The organism is Litoreibacter sp. GN1-5 (assembly GCF_055693805.1).
On sequence record NZ_JBVFUP010000001.1, the window covers coordinates 2,095,353 to 2,113,666 of the forward strand.

The following is an 18,314-nucleotide window of genomic DNA, read 5'->3' on the forward strand; positions in this document are numbered from 1 at the left end:
AGTATACGAGGAAGAGTTTCATCATGTCTCAAAAAACGATCCGCACCGCGCTTGTTGGCGCAGGATATATTGCCACATGGCATGCTGATGCCTTGCGCATGTTAAAGGATGTTGAGCTGGTTGCGATCTGCGATACATCGCAGACCGCCGCAGAGGATATGGCAGCAGCATATGGCGTAGCCGCCTATACTTCATTCGATGACTTGATCAGCAGCGGGATATGTGATGCCGTTCATATCCTGACGCCCCCACAGCTGCACCGCGATCTTGCAATCAAATGCCTTGAGGCGGGCTTGCACACATTTGTCGAAAAACCTGTCGCTCTTTCACGTCAGGAAACCGCCGATATCGAAGCCGCGGCTCAAGCCTCTGGCAAGCTGTTTGGCGTCGGGCATAATTTTCTTGGCCTGCCCAGCTATCAGCGCCTGAAAAATGCCGTCGAGGCCGGCAAGCTTGGCCGCATCGCCTCGGCAGAAATCAACTGGCGTTTGCCATTGGCGCCCCTGCGCTCTGGCCCGTTTGGGTTGTGGTTGCTACGCGAGCCGCGCAATCTATTGCTGGAGCTTGGTCCACATCTTTACGCCTTCGCGCAAGATTTGTTTGGAACGCCAGAAATCGAACATCTCAGCCTTGGCAAACCGATTGAATTGCCCGCAGGTGCCGGAACACGTCCGCAATCCTGGCGTATCGTGGCGCGCGCAGGCGATGTGGATATTACGTTTAACCTGTCGATTGTAGAAACGATGGATGACAGATCTGTTGTGATCCATGGCTCCAGCGGAATTGCGAGAATGGATTACGCGACCGACGCCCTAACAATTCTGCAAGAAAACACATCTGACATCGTGGTAAACGCGCTCCGTGGTCAGTTGACCCAAGCCTGGCAGCATATGCGCGAAGGCGGAGTAAATGCTTTTCGGCAGTTAAGTTCGCTCAATCGCAAATCACCTTACGGGCTTAGTTTTCAAGGTGCCATGACGGCATTTTATCAGGCGATCCAGAACGGCACTGCACTTGATGCAAGATTTGCAGGCGCATCTGCTGAAAAGGTCATGGGCGCAATTGATGCAACGCTGGACCTATTGCCTGACATGCCAAAACCTGCCCTACCTAAAGCAAAGCGCGCCCCAAAGCCAACAGTGCTGGTCATCGGTGGTACTGGCTTTATTGGGCGGCAATTGACCCGCTCACTTGTCGCCTCTGACTGGGACGTTCGTGTACTTAGCCGCGGACGCACTGGCCCCTTTGATGATCTGCCGGATCAGGTTGAAACCATGTCAGCTTCGCTACACAACCCAGAAGAACTACGGGCGGCAATGGAAGGGATCGAAGCGGTCTATCACCTTGCCAAATCGATGGATAAAACTTGGGAAGGCTGTCTTGAGAATGATGTCGGCGTCACCCGCCGTATCGCAGAAGCTGCCCTGGATGCAGGTGTTACCCGTTTTGTCTATACGGGCACAATCGCGTCTTACGATATGTCCCGGCCTGATCGCGTTATCACCGAAGAAACAGGCTTTGCCGAGGACATGACTGACCGCAATCTCTATGCGAGGTCTAAAGCCGCCTGTGAAGCTATGTTAACCGAGATGCACAAAGAGAAGGGCTTGCCTCTGGTTATTGCGCGCCCCGGTATCGTGGTTGGTCCGGGTGGTCCGCTGCAGCATTGGGGGATCGGGCGCTGGCATGGTGCCGGAGCCGTTCGCATCTGGGGGCGCGGTCGTAACATCTTGCCATTTGTGCTCAATGAAGATGTGGCAGATGCACTTGTCTCTATGTTGGATATTGAAGAAGCTGTGGGGCAATCCTTTAATATTGTCGGTGAGCCGATGATGTCTGCACGGGATTACTTTAATGCGATACACGCAGCAACAGGTGCGCGGATCAAGGTCAGGTCGGGCTCTTTGCGAGGTTTCTATTTTGCGGATGGCATCAAATACATGCTGAAACACTATGTTTTGAGGAAAGATAACCTGACACGCGCCTCGCTGCGGGACTGGGAATCTCGGGCACATTTTTCCCCATTCCGCAATGAGCACCCGAAAAAAGTTTTGGGCTGGCAACCGGAAGCGGATCGTGATGAATTCGCGCGCCGTGCGATTACAGATGCAAATCTGTTCGGCTTTTAAAAGTGCCGGATTTCAGTAGTTTTGCATTTAACCAAGTTCGGCTGTGTTTTATCGGTCTGGTATAATAAGGTGCGCCGGTAATAGGTGAATCAGGGTTTTTGTATGAGTGATCGTCGTCTGACATTTAAATCCGAGAAGGAAGGCAAGGATCTTCCCCTAAGCCTGACACCGGCAATGGCGAAAGTGCCGGAAGCCGTGGCTGAGAAGGTTGTCGCACAGCCAAAGCCTGACAGTGAGCCTTCGTTCCGGTCTCAACATCAAATGGAGAATCTGCAGCCCGCTCAGCCCGATCTTCGAACAGTTTGGGGCGCTATCGAAGAGACGTCCCTGAACGAAAAACTTCTCAAACGTAATCGGATCATCACAGCTGCCCGCAATGACCCGGCCCATATCGCGTTTGATGTGTTGCGCACACGGCTTTTGCAAGCTCTGCGCACCAATGGCTGGACCAAAGTAGCGATTACCTCACCCACAAAAGGATGTGGCAAATCATTCACTGCGCTGAACCTCGCACTCAGCTTGTCACGACGCGATAGCAGCAATATTGTCCTTATGGATATGGATCTGCGCATCCCGACGCTGGCCAAGCTATTAGGCGTGAAACAACCGCAGAATATCCGTAAATACCTGACAGGCCGCCAGCCGATGCACAAGTACCTGCAGCGTTTCAGACCAAACCTTGCGGTTGGTTTGAATGACATGCCGGTTCAAAATGCCTCGGAAATCCTGCAAGAACCAGCAACAGCCGCGATGGTCGCAAAGATGGAGCGTGATCTACGCCCTGACGTCATGCTGTTTGATATGCCGCCAGCATTGGGATGTGATGATGTTTTGGCATTTGCCCCGCAGGTTGATGGCGTTCTTCTTGTTATCGGCGGTGGCAAAACGACCAGCAAAGAAGTGGAAGAGGTGGAGCGTCTGCTAAAGGATCAAACGCCCTTGTTAGGTGTCATTTTGAACAATGCTGATGGTGTTAGCATTGATCAGTATGGCAGTTATTAAGCTACCTTCGACTACCCTAAAGTCGAAAACAGCATACGTGTCGCACTGATAAACAGAAAAACCGCAAAAGCCAGACGCAGTTTGCTTGCGTTCAATCGATGGGCAAGGTTTGCCCCGATCGGGGCGGTGAAAACACTGGCTGAGAAAATCAGGATTGCTGCCGGAATACTGACATATCCTAATGACAGCGGCGGGCGCTCCGCGACATCCAGACCTGACCAGATGAACCCTAGCGTTGCTGGTATTGCAATGGCTAAGCCGAACACTGCCGCCGTTCCAACTGCGCGGTGAACGGGAAAGGAAAACATTGTCAGGATCGGTACGGATAATGTGCCCCCGCCAATTCCCATCAAGGCTGAAAACCCGCCAATACCAGTTGCGATACTTCCTCGGGCAGCGATAGCTTTCGGGGGCGCACTGGCTAAGAATATCCGTTTTGGAAGCACCATATTGACGGCCACCAGCATTGCTACCACGCCAAAAATCAATGTCAGCGTTGAGGATGCCAGATACTTTGAGGCAATGCCACCAAGACCTGCGCCAAGAGCAACGAACGGGCCCCATGATCTAAGCAGATCAACATCCAACCCACCTTTGGCATAATGCGATCTGGCAGAGGAAATCGAAGTCGGGATTATCGTTGCAAGTGACGTTCCGACAGCTACGTGCATCGACAACGTTTCCGGGAACCCTACCGCCTCGAACAAGAAAAACAGGACTGGCACAATTAAGATACCACCCCCAACACCTAACAACCCTGCCAGAACACCCGCACCCGCACCCGTTGCGATAAGTGTCACCGCTAACCCTGCCAACAATGTTGGGGAATAGATCGTATCCATGCTTGCGCCTTTTCGGGTTACTTGGCGCAACAGGTAGGACGCATATGGTTTGGGTTTCAAGCGTCAATACTCCGCGGACCTAAATCCGATCAATTTTAGATATTAAATCCACATTCAGACCTGTCCGTTACGTTGAGCCTATACAGACATATAGGGCAATCATGACCAAAGAAGATCGCGCACCGATCATCATCAAGCGCAAGAAAGTAATTGCAGGTGGCGGTCATCATGGCGGTGCCTGGAAGGTTGCCTATGCGGATTTCGTAACAGCGATGATGGCGTTCTTCATGCTCATGTGGTTGCTGAATGCAACGACGGAAAATCAACGCAAGGGGCTTGCGGATTATTTCAGCCCGACAATTGCCGTTGCGCGCGTGTCTGGCGGTGGGGATGGTGCTTTTGGTGGGGAAAGTATGCTTTCTGAAAAAGCCCTGTCTCAAAATGGGCGGGGTGGCTTTTTGCTTTTGCCACCATCTGATGTGGAAAGTCAGGCGGCAGCTGGCCAAAACGCTGCTAAGGAAACGGACAAGCTGGAAGAGATACAACAAGGCTTATTAGGGCGTGGTGGGGACAGTCTGATCGCCGAAATGGCGATGGACCATATCGTGACACGCGTGACCGAGGAAGGGCTGGTGATCGAAATTTTCGATCTGGAGGATGATCCACTTTTTCGCCCCAAGACCTCTGAGCCTACGCCGATTATGATCGAAATCGCAGATATTCTGGTTGATGTGTTTAGCATCGTTGAGAATAAAATATCCGTTGTGGGGCATACGCAGGCCTACCCTACAGTTCTGCGGCAAAATCCGGCTTGGGATATGTCAACAGAACGCGCCCATGCCACGCGCGGATTGTTGGAAACCTCCGGAATTGGGAACGCCCGGGTGCAGAAGGTTACTGGCTATGGTGAGCGCAAACCTCTGATGTCAGATCCGATGGCACCCCGCAACAATCGGCTGGAAGTTATCCTGCTACGGGAGTTTCGCTGAAAACTGTTTTTAATTTTAGTTGTTAGCGGTGTGTTAAGCCTACGCGCGCATAGTCAGGGAAATCTGAGGATGCAGCAGAAAGGCGCAACCATGACAATCTCATCTTCCCTCAATGCGGGCGTAGCAGGCCTTGCCGCTAACGCAAGCCGTCTGGCAACGATTTCGGACAATATCGCGAACTCGAACACATATGGCTACAAGCGCGCCGAGACAGATTTTCACTCGATGGTGCTGTCAAACGGGACCGGCACCTACTCTGCTGGTGGCGTGCGGGTAACATCACAAAGGCTGATTGATCAGCCCGGATCGCTGCTAACCACGTCAAACTCTACCGACCTTGCCGTGCGCGGTCGCGGGTTCTTGCCAGTTACCACCGAAGCCTCTATCGGGCTGAATGCAGGGGAACATCCTTTCCGCCTTGCAACAACAGGATCTTTCCGAACGGATTCTCAAGGATATCTGAGGTCCGATACAGGTATGGTGCTAATGGGATGGCCCGCCGCCGCTGACGGATCTGTGCCAACATTCCCGCGCGATACATCCGATGGGCTTGAGCCAATCCAAATCAACGTGAACCAGTTCGCGGGTGAGCCGACAACGCGCATGAATCTGGGGGTGAACCTGCCTGCCACCGAAACCGAAGTTGGCGCTGATGGGGAAGCTCTGGAATTATCGGTGGAATACTTTGACAACCTCGGCACGTCTCAGAATGTTCTTGTGACATACACACCTGATGTCCCGGCAACAGGTGCGGCGACCAATCGTTGGAATATGACACTACGCGACTCCGCCCAAGGGAACGCGGTTATCGGGGAATACACGTTGCAGTTTGACGATTCCCGCGGCAGCGGTGGCACCTTGGACAGTGTGACGACAATCAGCGGCGGGGCTTACAGCAACACAACCGGATCATTTGAGGTTAACGTCGCAGGTGGGCCAATCGACATCACAATTGGCGGCCTGAATTCGGGGACAGGAATAACGCAGCTCTCAGACAATTTCGCCCCGACCCAGATCACTAAAGACGGATCACCCGTTGGAAACATGATCTCAGTTGATGTTGATCCAAATGGGTTTGTCCATGCAAATTTTGACATTGGGATCACGCGGACAGTCTATCAAATTCCACTTGTCGACTTGCCCAACCCGAACGGGTTGATTGCGCTTGATAATCAGACCTACCGGACCTCTAACGAAAGCGGATCATTCTTCCTATGGGACGCAAGCGATGGCCCAACAGGCGATGTTGTGGGCTTTGCCCTTGAAGAGTCCACCACGGATGTAGCCGGTGAACTGACGCAGTTGATCCAGACCCAGCGCGCCTATTCCTCCAATGCCAAAGTCATTCAAACTGTCGATGAAATGCTGCAGGAAACCACCAATATCAAACGCTAACCTGACCTGAGGGACCCCTGATGAGCATCTCCAGCGCCCTTGCAAATGCTGTAACCGGCCTGACCGCCGCGTCCCGCTCGGCTGAGCTGGTGTCTGGTAATGTCGCGAATGCAACAACACCGGGCTATGGGCGTCGAGAGATTAATTTGACAACGCTTGGGACAGGCGGGGTCAGGGTCGCCGGCGTTGACCGGGTGGTGGATAAGGTTGCTATATCTGATCGACGCCTTGCGGATGCGTCGCTTGGTACTACGCGCGAAGAGGCGCAGTTTTTCGCTCGACTTGAAACACTGATCGGAACACCGGATCAGCCAAGCTCTCTTAATGGGCGTATTGCCGCCTTTGAGGGGAGCTTAATTTCTGCCAGCAGCAGCCCGGAAAGCCCGGTACGGTTACAGAATATCCTGACAACAGCCAATGATCTGGCGCACCATCTGAATGGTTTGTCGGATGGCTTACAAGACATAAGACAATCAGCAGACCAACGGATTGATGATCAGATCACAAAGCTGAACACAGCCTTATCGGATGTCGAGAAGCTTAACACCGACATTCGCAGGCAGCTCTTTTCAGGCGGCGACCCTACGCCACTTATGGACAAACGTCAGGTCGTTATAGATGCGATTAGCGAATATGTCCCGATCACATCGATCCAGCGTGATACTGGTGAAGTGGCATTATTCACGACCAACGGAACGGCATTGGTAGACGGCAAAGCCGCCAGTTTTTCATTTGACCGTACCCCGTTGATCACACCGGACATGACGATTGGGTCCGGTGCCCTATCCGGCCTAAGCGTCAGCGGCACCGCCAGCAGTGTTAGTGATGCACGGAGCGCAATTTCTGGTGGGTCTATCGCAGCGCTGTTCGATATACGCGATACGCATTCGGTTGGTGCCCAATCTCAGCTTGATGCTTTATCACGCAATGTTATGGAACGCCTGTCTGACCCCACTGTGGATCCGAGCCTTACACCGGGCGCGCCAGGACTATTTACAGATGATGGTGTTAGCTTCGATCCAATTAACGAAGTTGGATTAGCTGGCCGTCTGTCCGTTAATACTGCCGTTGATCCAGCCCAAGGTGGCGACCTCTGGCGGCTGCGTGACGGAATTGGTGCCACGGCTCAAGGGCCGGTTGGCGATGGGACGCGGCTAAGCGCGCTGTCAGATGCTTTAACGCGCAGCGAATTACCCGGCTCTGGCGGGTTTGGGACAGCAGCCTCCGTATCGGGTTTGTCATCTGAATTTTTATCATCCGTTGGAACAGCACGTCAGACAGCCGAAACACGACAATCCTTTGCATCTGTACAAGTGTCCACATTGAAAGAAATCGAGTTGAACTCCGGCGTCGACACGGATCAGGAAATGCAGAAACTTCTTCTGATAGAACAATCCTTTGCTGCGAATGCACGGGTGATCCAGACGATCGACGAAATGATACAATCACTGTTGAGGATCTGATTATGAATTTCACAACAGTGGGCGATCTTGCGCAAAGCCTCATCACACGCCGCCGTAACGCAGAGCTTAAATCTGACCTATCGCGCCTGACACAAGAACTTGCAACGGGACGCAAACAGGATCTTGGCCGTGCTGTCCGTGGCGACTTTTCCTACACCGCTTCGATTGAGCGATCCTTAGCCCTGCATGATAGCTACGCAACCGCGCGCAGCGATATGGAAGGGCGCCTATCCGCGACCGAAATCGCGCTTGGCTCTATGCAAGATGCAATTGGTGATTTCGGGCCCTCTCTATTGTCAGCGTCTAAAAATGCTCAACCAGGGGTTCTATCTGCAGTTGCGGCCAATGCAGCGCAGCATTTCGATGCAGCCGTGTCTTTTCTAAACTCTCAGGTCGGTGATAAATTTCTGTTCTCTGGCGTTGAAAGCACAACACGACCACTACCGCCTGCCGATGATATTTTGGCCGAACTGAGAACAGTGATTGCAGCATCAACAACCAGTACAGATATGGTTAACGCTGTTGAGACATGGTTCAACGCGCCCAGTGGGGGATTTGAAACAATAGCCTACCAAGGGGGCACAGGGGCAAGTCAGCCGGTCAAAGTGGGGCCAAACCAGTCCGTTCAATCAGATCAGACCGCCGCCGACCCGACCTTTAGAGCTACCTTGCGCGATCTTGCATTGGTCACGCTTGCCGCAGAAGGATATCCGGCAGGTGCGGCACAGGAACAACGTGCTATCATAGCACAAGCCGCAACCGGGTTGATCGACAGCAACACTGGATTGACACAAGCGCGGGCCAAAGTCGGGGCGAATCAGGGCTTGCTTGTCGCTGCAGAGGCGCAAATTTCAGTTGAGCGACAAAATATACTTGAGGCACGAAACAGCCTGCAAGCCGCCGATCCCTTTGATGTGGCCAACGAATTAGAGGCTGTGCAGTTGCAGCTTGAAAGCCTCTATCTGGTTACAGCACGCACATCACGCCTGAATTTGACGGAGTACCTAAGATGACATTTTTCCGGAGTATTCTGGTTATCGCGATCCTTGCGCTTGTTCCAAGTGCCACACTGGCCTCGCAGGTTCGCTTGAAAGATCTCGTTGAATTCGACGGGGTGCGCGGCAATGATTTGGTCGGTTACGGGCTTGTCGTTGGCCTGAACGGCACTGGGGACGGTCTTAGAAACTCCCCCTTCACCGAAGAGATGATGATAAACATCCTTGAGCGCCTTGGCGTTAACGTCAGTGGGGAACAATTTCGCGCGAAAAATGTTGCAGCGGTGCTGGTCACTGCCGCTCTACCTGCCTTCAGCCGTACAGGCGGACGACTTGATGTAACGGTATCTGCCATCGGGGATGCCAAAAGCCTGTTGGGCGGCACACTTATCATGACGCCCTTGAATGCTGCGGATGGGCAGATTTATGCAGTGGCTCAAGGCACTGTGATTGCGGGCGGCATCTCGGCCGATGGCGATGCGGCGCGGGTTGTTCACGGTGTGCCAACGGCAGGTATTGTCCCGTCAGGTGCGCGCATTGAGCGTGAAGTCGATTTCGACTTTTCAACACTGACACAAATGCGCTTGGCCTTAAGAACACCTGACTTTTCAACGGCGAGTAAGATAGAACAGGCGATTAACGCGCAATTAGGACGCGGCGTTGCTTTGATGATGGATGCTGGTACTGTTGAAATCAACATCAGCGCGACCCGGCTGCAATCCCCTGCGCATGTGCTAAGCCAGATCGAAAACATCAATGTCGAACCTGAACGTCGCGCGCGTGTCGTCGTGGATCAGCGGTCTGGTACAATTGTTATGGATGAAAATGTCCGAATTTCGCGGGTTGCCGTGGCGCAAGGCAATCTAACACTGACAATTGAGGAAGCACCGCTAGTTGTGCAGCCAAACCCCTTTGGCGAGGGGGAGACGATTGTCGTGCCTCGCACTGCGGCGGCAATCGCAAAGGATCAAGGTCAAGGACTTGCTGAAGTGAAGGGCGGCACATCTCTGTCAGATGTCATCGCCGGCTTGAACGCGCTGGGGGTGTCCCCCTTGGATATGATTGATATCCTTAAAAGCATCAAAGCAGCCGGGGCGCTGCATGCTGAATTTATTGTGCAATAGCTGACCAGCTTAAAATAATAACAGCATTCGGTAAGTTGTCAGTTTGTGCGAAGCTCTTTCAGAAGCAGCATAACTTTTCTGGCAGAACGCCCCGAAAGTAATCTTAACACAGCCGCGTTATTTGAACTTTTACTGCGAGAAAGATGTAAGGCTATGATTGCTGGATGTTCATCTACTGTCATATTTGAGCTATCCAATGAACCTGCTTTGGAAGCAAAGGATGATGGTTTTATGTTTTGCATAGGCTTCACTTGATCAGAGCTCTTTTTTGCTGTTTTTAAAGACCCCAACAAAGCCCATAAAGACTGATCAATGTCTTGCTCTGCAACATGATTGCGCGCAGAAACCAATGCTTTTTGCGCAAGGTCGCGAAAGAACGGATGGTCAAACTGCTTAACCTTCTCTGCCCCTAAAAGCGACAGAAGCATCTGCGCCTTCGTAGAAGCATTGTCAGAACAGGCTATCTGATCTGGCTTTATTGTGGAATGCTCTGTCATCAAAAATAGCTCCTTACCAATGCGCCGGCGATCAAGCTCCAACCATCTGCAACCGCGAAAAAGGCTAGCTTGAACGGCAAGGATACGATCGCTGGTGGCACCATCATCATACCCATCGACATCAGCACTGCCGCAACCACAAGATCGATAATCAGGAACGGTAGAAAAATCAGAAACCCGATCTGAAAGGCGCGCTCAACCTCGCTCAGCATGAAAGACGGCACAAGCAGGGACAGTGATGCATCCATAGGATCAGTTACTGTTGCTTCGGGGCGCAGATCAGCCAGTGAAAGATAGGTGTCAGTGTCTAGACGCTGCGCCATGAAAATACGAAAAGGCTCAATAGATCTGGGAAAAGCTTCCTCCATCGTCAGTTGCCCCTCGGACAACGGCTTGAGGCCAGCGTTCCAGGCTTCCTGAAAAACCGGATCCATCACGAAATAGGTGAGGAATAATGCCAGACTTATAATCAACATATTGGGGGGTGCCTGCTGCAAGCCAATGGCTTGCCGCAATATGGAAAGAACCGTCACGATAAATGGAAAGCAGGTGATCATCACGGCCAGACCAGGTGCAAGACTGAGTATCGTGATCACCCCGATCAACTGCATGGCCCGACCAGACAAGCTGCCGTCACCGCCAAGATTGATCGAAATATCCTGCGCCACCGCTGGTCCGCTCAACACAGCCATGCATAGTAACACAAGCGTTATGAATTGCTTGCGGGCTATCACCCTAAATCCTGACTGGCATCGCCAATTTCAGTCAAACGAACTGCAAGCTGCCCGTCTTCAGTCCCTGCAACTTCTTCCAGATGCCCTTTGGCAATCAGCTTATCGCCAATGAAAAGCTCAACCGGATCATCAATCCGTTTATCCAGTGGCAAAACAGCGTCGGTTTGAAGTTTTGTCAGCTCATCGATGGTCGGTAGGGCAGAGCCGACCGATACCCGGATCTCGACCGATACGCTCTTCAATATATCCGTTGAAAGATTTTCAACATCCGCAGTTTCAAGCATGAGACTGCTCCTTTTCATCATTAAGAAGGTAAAAATCAGCGACCGCTTCCTGGATCGTTGCAAGGGCGGGGTCAGCATCCAACGTGGTTAACCCACCATCATATTTCAGCACGATCTGAGTGCTCGTCAGTGTTGGCTCAACTTGCAACGCGATCGGAAGCGTCGTTTGCTCCTGAAAAATTGCGCCAAGTGCCACTTCGGTTTCAGGGGCGCATAAAAGCAGGATTGGCGATTCAACTTTCTCAGCCAATGCGGTTATTTCTTCAAGGATTCGTGGAACAAGGAAATCTTTGGCAAGCTGCGGCAAAACCAAATTCGTTAACGCCTCGATCAAGGGCTTGAAAGAGGTCAGAACATGGTGGCGCGCTTCAAAATAGGTAAAGCTGATTTCCTGCAAGGCAGCCGCTATATCAGCCTGCGTCTTGTCCTGAGTATGTAAATTTGCCGCAACGGCGTCATCCCAACCATTCCGATACCCGCTGTCAAAAGCTGTTTTCAGTTCAGCAGGATCGACATTTGATTCAGGAGCCTGGACTTTCTCTACGGTTAACTGACTGAAATCTTCAAACAGGTTGGATCGTGCAGTCATGCAGGCTCCTCCGGCGTTTCGATCCAGCTTTTGAGCACTTCTATTGTTTCATCCTGCCGTTCCTCGATCAGATTTTTCAAACGCTCGACCGGATCTTCATCAACCGGATCAAACCCCATACCGCCCATTCCTGTATCCGCCGACATAGAGTCCGGGTCGAAGGCAATATTTGGCATTCCCGCATCAATGGAAAAATCCATTGGATTATCGATTTCTCCGGTCAGTGCTGTTCCGCCATCTGCCATCCCCGGCAACAAATCAGGTGGGGTAGCTGAAGGAAGTGACTTCGGAGCCGCAAGCAAGATAGGCCGCAAAACAAACAGCCCCAAAGCCAAAATGACCAGGGCCGTTACCCCAAATTTTGCAAGTCCGATGATGTCCGTTGGACGAGACGTGATCCAGCCTTCACCGGCATCCATGACCACGGGCGAAGCTGTTTCCAGCTCCATCGAACGCACCGTTACGACATCACCACGGGTCTCATCAAAACCGACTGCGGATTTCACCAGATCTTCGAGCGTATCAAGTTCCTGCTGTGGGCGAAGTTCACGCGTTTCGATACCGTCTTCCCCAACCACACTTGTTCCATCGACCAATACTGCAACGGTGATACGTTTAACCGCACCGGGATTGCGCCGGAATTCCCGCTTGGTCTCAGACACTTCGTAATTGGTTATCTCTTTGACATCGCTGCCTTGGCTGGACGATTGGTCCTGACCACCTGCGGCATCACCTTCTGGAAGGTTGCTGGCAACTGTAACATCACCGCCATTTTGATTGTTCGAGGTGTTGGTGCTTTCCCGTGTCTCGACGCTGATGGCAACCCGGCTGTCCGGATCGATACGACGTTCCGAAATGAGTTCTTCATCTTGGTATGTCTGGACATTCACCTCGACAACAGCCCGGCCACTGCCAGTGCGTGCTTCGATCAAACGCTCAACATTATGCTTCAGAATATCAGCTTTGTTTTGGGCTGAGGCGGCAGAACCTTGTGTATTCGCCCCAGTCAGCACTACCCCTTGATCGGCATCAATTATTGACACATCCTCGGGTTGCAGACCTGTGATCGCTGAGGCAACAAGAAACCTTATGGATTCAGCAGCTTGTGGCAGTATGCCATTGGCAGAAGATCGCAGCGAAACAGACGCAGTCGGCATAATGTTGCGGCGAAAGGGGGAAGACGACGCGGTAGCAATATGTACGCGCGCAGCCTTTATCTGTGGGTTTGCCAGTATTGTACGTGCCAACTCCCCTTCCTTTGCACGAAGGTAGGCGGCATCGAACATTTGTGATGTCGTGCCGAAGCCCGACAAGTTGTCCAACAACTCATACCCATTGCTACCATTGGCTGGCATTCCCTCGCTTGCCAGCATCATACGCAATTGATCCCGTGCGCTGTCTTCAACGAAGATTGTCCCACCACGGACATCATATTTGGCACCTTGCGCATCAAGCGCGGTGATCACCTCACCGGCGGCCTCTGGCGTCAGGCCACTGTAGAGAAGGCTCATCTCTGTCTGCGCGGCAAATCGTGACATCATTAAAACGCCCGCAAAGACCGCAACAGTCGCGACCCCCACGACCAAACGGCGCCGCATATCCAAAGCGTTCCACACATCAAAAAGCTGCTGCACGACTTTCCCTCGGTTTTTCAAACGAGTCGTTCTGACCCGAATGCCCCCAGTTAACGTGGGTAGCCTTAACAATCGGTTAGTGGGTTGGCCTCTATAGAATAAAAACGACGTGAAAGAGATTCGAATGGCTGACGAAGAAGAAAACAATGCCGAACCCACCCCTAAAAAGGGGAAGAAGGGCTTATTAATCGGGCTTGCTCTAGCAGTTCTGCTAGGCGCTGGGGGCTTTTTCGCACTCTATTCCGGGCTTGTTTTGGGGCCAAAAGGGCATACCGCGCAGGAAAAGAAGGTGACAGAAGCCCTGCCGCCCGTGAGCTTCGTCTCTATTGAGCCAATGACAATTTCTCTTGGAAGAAACTCGGAAAATCTGCTGCGGTTTCGGGCGCAGCTAGAAGTTGACCCGACCAGATCAGCGGACGTCACACTATTAATGCCACGCATTCTGGATGTTCTGAACGGGTATTTGCGCGCTGTTGAAATCTCTGAGCTTAAGGATCCTTCGGCCCTGATCCGTTTACGCGCCCAGATGCTACGCCGGGTTCAGCTTGTGACAGGTGACGGGCATGTCCGTGACCTTCTCATCACTGAGTTCGTTTTCACTTAAAGGAAGTTCGATGGATTTCATTGCGGACATATTTCTTGGCGCCGGCGCGCTTGCAGCAGCTTTCTACTGCCTGCTTTTGTCACGTCGATTATCGCGCTTAACAAGGCTTGACCAAGACCTGGGTGGCGCAATCGCAGTTTTGTCGAAACAAGTCGACGATATGACAAAGGTTCTGGCAAAAGCTCAGGAAAGTGCTGGGGCATCATCGGATACATTGCAGGCGATGACGGATCGTGCTGAAGGCGTAGCCGAGCGGTTGGAGCTAATGATCACGACACTTCATGATTTACCGGATGTTGTTGAGGCGACCCCCGAGAGTAAGGCCCCAGAAGAAAATGAAAATATCTCTGTTTTTGTCCGTCACCGGGCGCAAACATTGGAGGCCGCAGAATGAAAAAGAAATATTCTCATCAGAAAACAAAAGGTGTCATTTTTCTTATCGCAGCTCTTCTTGTTACCTCTGGGGTAATACGGCTTGGCGGTGTTGGCATAGCTGTAGCGCTTGATAGCGGTGATGCAAACACGCCCATATCTAGCGTCCAGCATTGCGCACCCAGTGAAAACGCTGCTGAGCTGCTTGAGCTGATCCAAGCACGCGTTACAGAACTTGATGACCGGGAACTCAAACTGATTGACCGCGCGCAGGCCTTAAAAGTTGCTGAGAAGGTGATCGAACAGAACCTCGCAAAGCTTGAGAAAGCTGAGGCTCATTTGTCGAAAACAATAGCTGCCGTAGATACAGCAGCAGAAGATGATCTTGATCGCCTAACATCTGTTTATGCCTCGATGAAACCAAAAACAGCCGCAGCCTTGTTTGAGCAGATGTCACCGGATTTTGCCGCAGGTTTTCTGGGGCGGATGGCACCTGATGCTGCTGCAGGTATTTTGTCGGGCCTGAATTCCGACACGGCCTATGCAATCAGCGTCGTGCTTGCCGGGCGCAATGCAAATGCGCCCACAGAATAATCAAAATATTTACCATTCCCAAGCAAACTTGCACCCAAAGATAACAGAGAGATCGCATCAGATATGATTGGCATTATCGGTATCGTCGTTGTTTTTGTGATGGTTTTTGGCGGGTATCTTGCAGCAGGCGGCAAGATGGGGATCATCATGAAATCCCTGCCATTTGAATTTACCATGATCGGCGGGGCGGCCATCGGGGCTTTTATTATTAGCAACGATATTGCTGGTATTAAGCACACGCTCAAGGATATTGGCAAAGTTTTCAAAGGCCCTAAATGGAAACGCGAAGATTATTGCGACCTGCTTTGTCTATTGTATGAGTTGATCCGCATTGCGCGCAAATCTCCGGTCGATCTGGAAACGCATATTGAATCGCCCTCCGAGTCGTCTATTTTCGGAAGGTATCCAAAAATTCAGAATGACAAGGAAACCGTAGAGCTTATTTGCGACACGCTCCGGTCTGCCTCAATGAATTTTGACGACCCGCATCAGGTCGAAGAAGTGTTGGAAAAACGAATGGATGCAAATTTTCACCATGCGCAACATTCCAGCCACGCCTTGCAAACTGTTGCAGATGGCTTGCCAGCGCTTGGTATAGTCGCGGCTGTTCTGGGTGTGATCAAAACAATGGGTTCAATCGACCAGCCGCCTGAAATTCTTGGCAAGCTGATTGGTGGGGCGTTGGTTGGGACATTTCTGGGTGTGTTTTTGGCCTATGGTTTTGTCGGACCCTTTGCCGCCAAGCTTAAAACAGTGGTTGAAGATGAAAGCCATTTTCATGCTCTGATCCGTGAAGTTCTGGTCGCGAACCTGCACAATCACGCTATCAATCTTTGCGTCGAGGTTGGCCGACAAAACACACCCGGCCATGTGCGCCCATCTTATTCCGAACTCGAAGAGTCGTTGAAGGACGCAAAGCAGGCGGTCGCATGAGACGCGTATTCCTGACAATATTTCTTCTATTATTAACCGGGCAGGCAGCCGCCAAACCTGCCCTTGTCAAATCTGGCGAACATGATGATTTCAGCAGACTTGTCATCTACCTGCCTATTAATGCCCGTTGGAATATTGACGAGACCCCGAAAGGCTTCCGATTTTCCGTTGATCAATGGGCCGAAGGTTTCAACACGTCGTCCATTTTCGAGATGATCCCCAAAGATCGACTATCAGAAGTTATTTCATCGCCGTCCAGTCTTGAGCTCGTCATGAATTGCGACTGTGAGGTCATTGCAGAGCCCTATCGCAATGGTGCCGTTATTCTTGACGTTCAGGCCATAACTAACGCGCCAGAAGCAAATGAAATTGCTTTATCCGGAACGGAACAACCTCGGCTGGCAGTTGAGACGAAACCACCAAACAATATTGAACGCCATCTCCCGCAGATTAAACCGCAAGCAGAGGACGAAAGGCTGAGCACTTTTCGGCGTGTTCTGGTCGAAGAAGTCGGTCGCGCCACTACGCAGGCGTTGTTGAAACCGGTCGAAAAACCACGGCAAGAAATACCCGAGGCGACTGAAAAATCTGAAAAGGTTGAGAAAAGCCCACCTATAGAACCTGAAAAACCGTTCCCCTTTGTGCCTGACAGGCTGCGTATCAGCTCTGCTATCGAACGTGCCTTGCCAGATGCGCAATCGGGACCCGAAACCATTTCAGCTGTGGAATGCTACGCCCCTTCAGATATGAATATCGCCACATGGGGGGATGACAGACCGTTTGGAGATCAGATCGGTGAAAAGCGTCTTCTTTTGTTACAAGAATTTGATGCCGAAGATGACGTGCAGGTGCTGGCCCTTGCCCGACAATATGCTTTCTTTGGCTTGGGGGCAGAGGCGCGGAGCATTCTGGACCAGTTTGATCTACAATCTCGCCCGGCAAAAGCGCTTCGGGCTATTGCGCGTGTGCTGGAATCCAAGACACCATCAACCGTCTCGCCACTGTCACAAATGATGGATTGCACAGGATCAGTTCCAATGTGGGCCTTACTGGTCCAGATGCCACAAGAGCTACATAATGTTCGGCAATCAAAACAAATCGCAGCCAGTTTTTCAGAATTGCCAAGGCATTTGCGATCTTTGCTGGGCCCACCCCTGATTGCCAGATATCTGGCAGCCGAGCTGGATACCGAGGCTGGTATCATCCGCAACGCAATTCTGCGCAATGGGGGCGCCCCGACATCGCAATTGAAGCTTGTGACTGCAGCTCATCAGCCGACCAAAGATACCCCAACGGATGTACTAAAGAATCTCATCGCAAATAATGACGAGGTCAGCCCTGATGCGCTCGTGACGTATCTTGAGGGTGTGAATGATGCAGAGGTTCCCGCCGAAGATCAGTATGTAGAACTTGCCGCTTCGCTCGCAAAGCAACTCAGAGGACGTGACATTGCCCGTAGACTGGCTGCCGCAGAAATCCTTGCACGCGTACAGCGCGATGAATTTGATCTGGCAAGCCAACTATTCTTTGAGCAACCGCAAATCCAGCCGCAACTCTTGAACGATCTGGTGGTAAAACTGATGAAGCAAGGGTCGTCCGATAATATCGGAGTCTTCGCCCTTGATATTATTGACGGTGATTTCCCTGCTCTTCTTACTGAGGCAAATCTGGAAAGTCTGGCAAGCAAATTACTGAGCGTTGGCCTGCCTTCAATCGCAAAGCGGCTTGTCGATGCTGTTTCAGACAAGCCCGCATCTTCTTTACTGGTGGCAGATATTATGGCTGCAACCGGAGATCATCAGGCAGCAGCTGAGATTCTATCAGATATTCAAACGCCGGCTGCCGAACGACGCCGCATTGATCTGCTGCTCAGAGCAGGGCGCGCTGAGGCAGTTCTGCAAATCGATACAAAGCTGCCACCTGATCTTGAAAACGCATTGGCCTGGGCAGCGGGCAGATTTGAAAAAGTTTCCGGCGAAAATACCAGGGGCGCAGCAGCACGATTGCTGAGTTTGCCATCAAACCTGCAGGATCTCGCCAAACCATTACAATCAGCCACTTTATTTATAGAAAACAGTGCGAAATCTCGGGCTGTTCTTGAAGACCTTTTAGACGAAACATTCGTCGAATAGCT

Annotated in this window: 18 protein-coding genes; 12 read left to right on the forward strand and 6 right to left on the reverse strand. The window is 51.7% G+C overall.

All coding sequences use genetic code 11. The features are described 5' to 3' along the window. Nucleotides 1–23: 23 nt before the first annotated feature. On the forward strand, nt 24–2,129 hold the full coding sequence (locus ACZ1HF_RS10460) for an NAD-dependent epimerase/dehydratase family protein (protein WP_472657440.1): 2,106 nt from the start codon (nt 24–26) through the stop codon (nt 2,127–2,129). A gap of 102 nt (nt 2,130–2,231) precedes the next feature. Next, the gene (locus tag ACZ1HF_RS10465; protein ID WP_472657441.1) at nt 2,232–3,131 is read left to right on the forward strand and encodes a CpsD/CapB family tyrosine-protein kinase; all 900 of its coding nucleotides are present in this window, start codon (nt 2,232–2,234) and stop codon (nt 3,129–3,131) included. Between the two features lie 11 nt (nt 3,132–3,142). Here the strand turns inward: ACZ1HF_RS10465 and ACZ1HF_RS10470 are convergent, their stop codons facing one another. Beyond that, nucleotides 3,143–4,033, reverse strand: coding sequence for a sulfite exporter TauE/SafE family protein (locus tag ACZ1HF_RS10470; RefSeq protein ID WP_472657442.1), 891 nt, complete (start codon nt 4,031–4,033; stop codon nt 3,143–3,145). Between the two features lie 101 nt (nt 4,034–4,134). Between ACZ1HF_RS10470 and ACZ1HF_RS10475 the strand changes: the two genes are divergently transcribed. The 5 genes from ACZ1HF_RS10475 (at nt 4,135) to ACZ1HF_RS10495 (ending at nt 9,939) form a co-directional block, all read left to right on the forward strand. After that, on the forward strand, nt 4,135–4,962 hold the full coding sequence (locus ACZ1HF_RS10475; protein WP_472657443.1) for a flagellar motor protein MotB: 828 nt from the start codon (nt 4,135–4,137) through the stop codon (nt 4,960–4,962). Nucleotides 4,963–5,052: 90 nt separating this feature from the next. Beyond that, nucleotides 5,053–6,357, forward strand: a complete 1,305-nt coding sequence (locus tag ACZ1HF_RS10480; protein WP_472657444.1) for a flagellar hook protein FlgE — start codon at nt 5,053–5,055, stop codon at nt 6,355–6,357. Between the two features lie 20 nt (nt 6,358–6,377). Continuing rightward, entirely contained in the window at nt 6,378–7,820 is a 1,443-nt protein-coding gene (gene flgK, locus ACZ1HF_RS10485; protein WP_472657445.1) for a flagellar hook-associated protein FlgK, read from the forward strand. A 2-nt stretch (nt 7,821–7,822) separates the two neighbouring features. Further along, on the forward strand, nt 7,823–8,833 hold the full coding sequence (locus ACZ1HF_RS10490; protein WP_472657446.1) for a flagellin: 1,011 nt from the start codon (nt 7,823–7,825) through the stop codon (nt 8,831–8,833). Next, nucleotides 8,830–9,939, forward strand: a complete 1,110-nt coding sequence (locus ACZ1HF_RS10495; RefSeq protein WP_472657447.1) for a flagellar basal body P-ring protein FlgI — start codon at nt 8,830–8,832, stop codon at nt 9,937–9,939. Before ACZ1HF_RS10490 ends, ACZ1HF_RS10495 begins: the two co-directional genes overlap by 4 nt. Before the next feature lie 38 nt (nt 9,940–9,977). Here the strand turns inward: ACZ1HF_RS10495 and ACZ1HF_RS10500 are convergent, their stop codons facing one another. Genes ACZ1HF_RS10500 through fliF form a run of 5 tightly spaced genes read right to left on the reverse strand, consistent with a single transcriptional unit; the run spans nt 9,978 to nt 13,677 of the window. Further along, complete coding sequence (locus tag ACZ1HF_RS10500; RefSeq protein ID WP_472657448.1) at nt 9,978–10,436, reverse strand: hypothetical protein; 459 nt, start codon at nt 10,434–10,436, stop codon at nt 9,978–9,980. Then, entirely contained in the window at nt 10,436–11,128 is a 693-nt protein-coding gene (gene fliP, locus ACZ1HF_RS10505) for a flagellar type III secretion system pore protein FliP (protein ID WP_472657449.1), read from the reverse strand. Before fliP ends, ACZ1HF_RS10500 begins: the two co-directional genes overlap by 1 nt. Nucleotides 11,129–11,166: 38 nt before the next feature. Further along, complete coding sequence (locus ACZ1HF_RS10510; RefSeq protein ID WP_472657450.1) at nt 11,167–11,454, reverse strand: FliM/FliN family flagellar motor switch protein; 288 nt, start codon at nt 11,452–11,454, stop codon at nt 11,167–11,169. After that, nucleotides 11,447–12,043 (reverse strand): hypothetical protein, encoded by a 597-nt coding sequence (locus ACZ1HF_RS10515; RefSeq protein ID WP_472657451.1) that lies wholly within the window; start codon nt 12,041–12,043, stop codon nt 11,447–11,449. Before ACZ1HF_RS10515 ends, ACZ1HF_RS10510 begins: the two co-directional genes overlap by 8 nt. Then, nucleotides 12,040–13,677 (reverse strand): flagellar basal-body MS-ring/collar protein FliF, encoded by a 1,638-nt coding sequence (fliF, locus tag ACZ1HF_RS10520; RefSeq protein WP_472657452.1) that lies wholly within the window; start codon nt 13,675–13,677, stop codon nt 12,040–12,042. The genes ACZ1HF_RS10515 and fliF overlap by 4 nt, the downstream gene beginning before the upstream one ends. 124 nt (nt 13,678–13,801) lie before the next feature. Here fliF and ACZ1HF_RS10525 point away from each other — a divergent pair, with 124 nt between their 5' ends. The 5 genes from ACZ1HF_RS10525 to ACZ1HF_RS10545 all read left to right on the forward strand — a co-directional run bounded on the left by ACZ1HF_RS10525 (nt 13,802) and on the right by ACZ1HF_RS10545 (nt 18,312). Then, nucleotides 13,802–14,281, forward strand: coding sequence for a flagellar basal body-associated FliL family protein (locus ACZ1HF_RS10525; protein ID WP_472657453.1), 480 nt, complete (start codon nt 13,802–13,804; stop codon nt 14,279–14,281). A 10-nt stretch (nt 14,282–14,291) separates the two neighbouring features. Continuing rightward, entirely contained in the window at nt 14,292–14,675 is a 384-nt protein-coding gene (locus tag ACZ1HF_RS10530) for a hypothetical protein (RefSeq protein WP_472657454.1), read from the forward strand. Further along, nucleotides 14,672–15,247: a MotE family protein gene (locus tag ACZ1HF_RS10535; protein ID WP_472657455.1), complete on the forward strand. Its 576-nt coding sequence runs from the start codon at nt 14,672–14,674 to the stop codon at nt 15,245–15,247. Before ACZ1HF_RS10530 ends, ACZ1HF_RS10535 begins: the two co-directional genes overlap by 4 nt. Before the next feature lie 63 nt (nt 15,248–15,310). After that, nucleotides 15,311–16,180 carry a flagellar motor stator protein MotA gene (gene motA / locus ACZ1HF_RS10540; protein ID WP_472657456.1) on the forward strand — a complete coding sequence of 290 codons (870 nt, stop codon included), beginning with the start codon at nt 15,311–15,313 and terminating at the stop codon, nt 16,178–16,180. After that, nucleotides 16,177–18,312, forward strand: coding sequence for a hypothetical protein (locus tag ACZ1HF_RS10545; protein WP_472657457.1), 2,136 nt, complete (start codon nt 16,177–16,179; stop codon nt 18,310–18,312). Before motA ends, ACZ1HF_RS10545 begins: the two co-directional genes overlap by 4 nt. Nucleotides 18,313–18,314 lie beyond the last annotated feature (2 nt).

Excerpts from the sequence above, each read along its gene's own strand:
- ACZ1HF_RS10525 (WP_472657453.1), top strand. The coding sequence starts at position 13,802 with ATGGCTGACGAAGAAGAAAACAATGCCGAACCCACCCCTAAAAAGGGG.
- ACZ1HF_RS10465 (WP_472657441.1), top strand. The coding sequence starts at position 2,232 with ATGAGTGATCGTCGTCTGACATTTAAATCCGAGAAGGAAGGCAAGGAT.
- ACZ1HF_RS10460 (WP_472657440.1), top strand. The coding sequence starts at position 24 with ATGTCTCAAAAAACGATCCGCACCGCGCTTGTTGGCGCAGGATATATT.
- ACZ1HF_RS10500 (WP_472657448.1), bottom strand. The coding sequence starts at position 10,436 with ATGACAGAGCATTCCACAATAAAGCCAGATCAGATAGCCTGTTCTGAC.
- ACZ1HF_RS10545 (WP_472657457.1), top strand. The coding sequence starts at position 16,177 with ATGAGACGCGTATTCCTGACAATATTTCTTCTATTATTAACCGGGCAG.
- ACZ1HF_RS10535 (WP_472657455.1), top strand. The coding sequence starts at position 14,672 with ATGAAAAAGAAATATTCTCATCAGAAAACAAAAGGTGTCATTTTTCTT.
- flgK (WP_472657445.1), top strand. The coding sequence starts at position 6,378 with ATGAGCATCTCCAGCGCCCTTGCAAATGCTGTAACCGGCCTGACCGCC.
- ACZ1HF_RS10475 (WP_472657443.1), top strand. The coding sequence starts at position 4,135 with ATGACCAAAGAAGATCGCGCACCGATCATCATCAAGCGCAAGAAAGTA.
- ACZ1HF_RS10510 (WP_472657450.1), bottom strand. The coding sequence starts at position 11,454 with ATGCTTGAAACTGCGGATGTTGAAAATCTTTCAACGGATATATTGAAG.
- fliP (WP_472657449.1), bottom strand. The coding sequence starts at position 11,128 with ATGGCTGTGTTGAGCGGACCAGCGGTGGCGCAGGATATTTCGATCAAT.
- ACZ1HF_RS10495 (WP_472657447.1), top strand. The coding sequence starts at position 8,830 with ATGACATTTTTCCGGAGTATTCTGGTTATCGCGATCCTTGCGCTTGTT.
- motA (WP_472657456.1), top strand. The coding sequence starts at position 15,311 with ATGATTGGCATTATCGGTATCGTCGTTGTTTTTGTGATGGTTTTTGGC.
- ACZ1HF_RS10480 (WP_472657444.1), top strand. The coding sequence starts at position 5,053 with ATGACAATCTCATCTTCCCTCAATGCGGGCGTAGCAGGCCTTGCCGCT.
- ACZ1HF_RS10530 (WP_472657454.1), top strand. The coding sequence starts at position 14,292 with ATGGATTTCATTGCGGACATATTTCTTGGCGCCGGCGCGCTTGCAGCA.
- ACZ1HF_RS10490 (WP_472657446.1), top strand. The coding sequence starts at position 7,823 with ATGAATTTCACAACAGTGGGCGATCTTGCGCAAAGCCTCATCACACGC.
- ACZ1HF_RS10515 (WP_472657451.1), bottom strand. The coding sequence starts at position 12,043 with ATGACTGCACGATCCAACCTGTTTGAAGATTTCAGTCAGTTAACCGTA.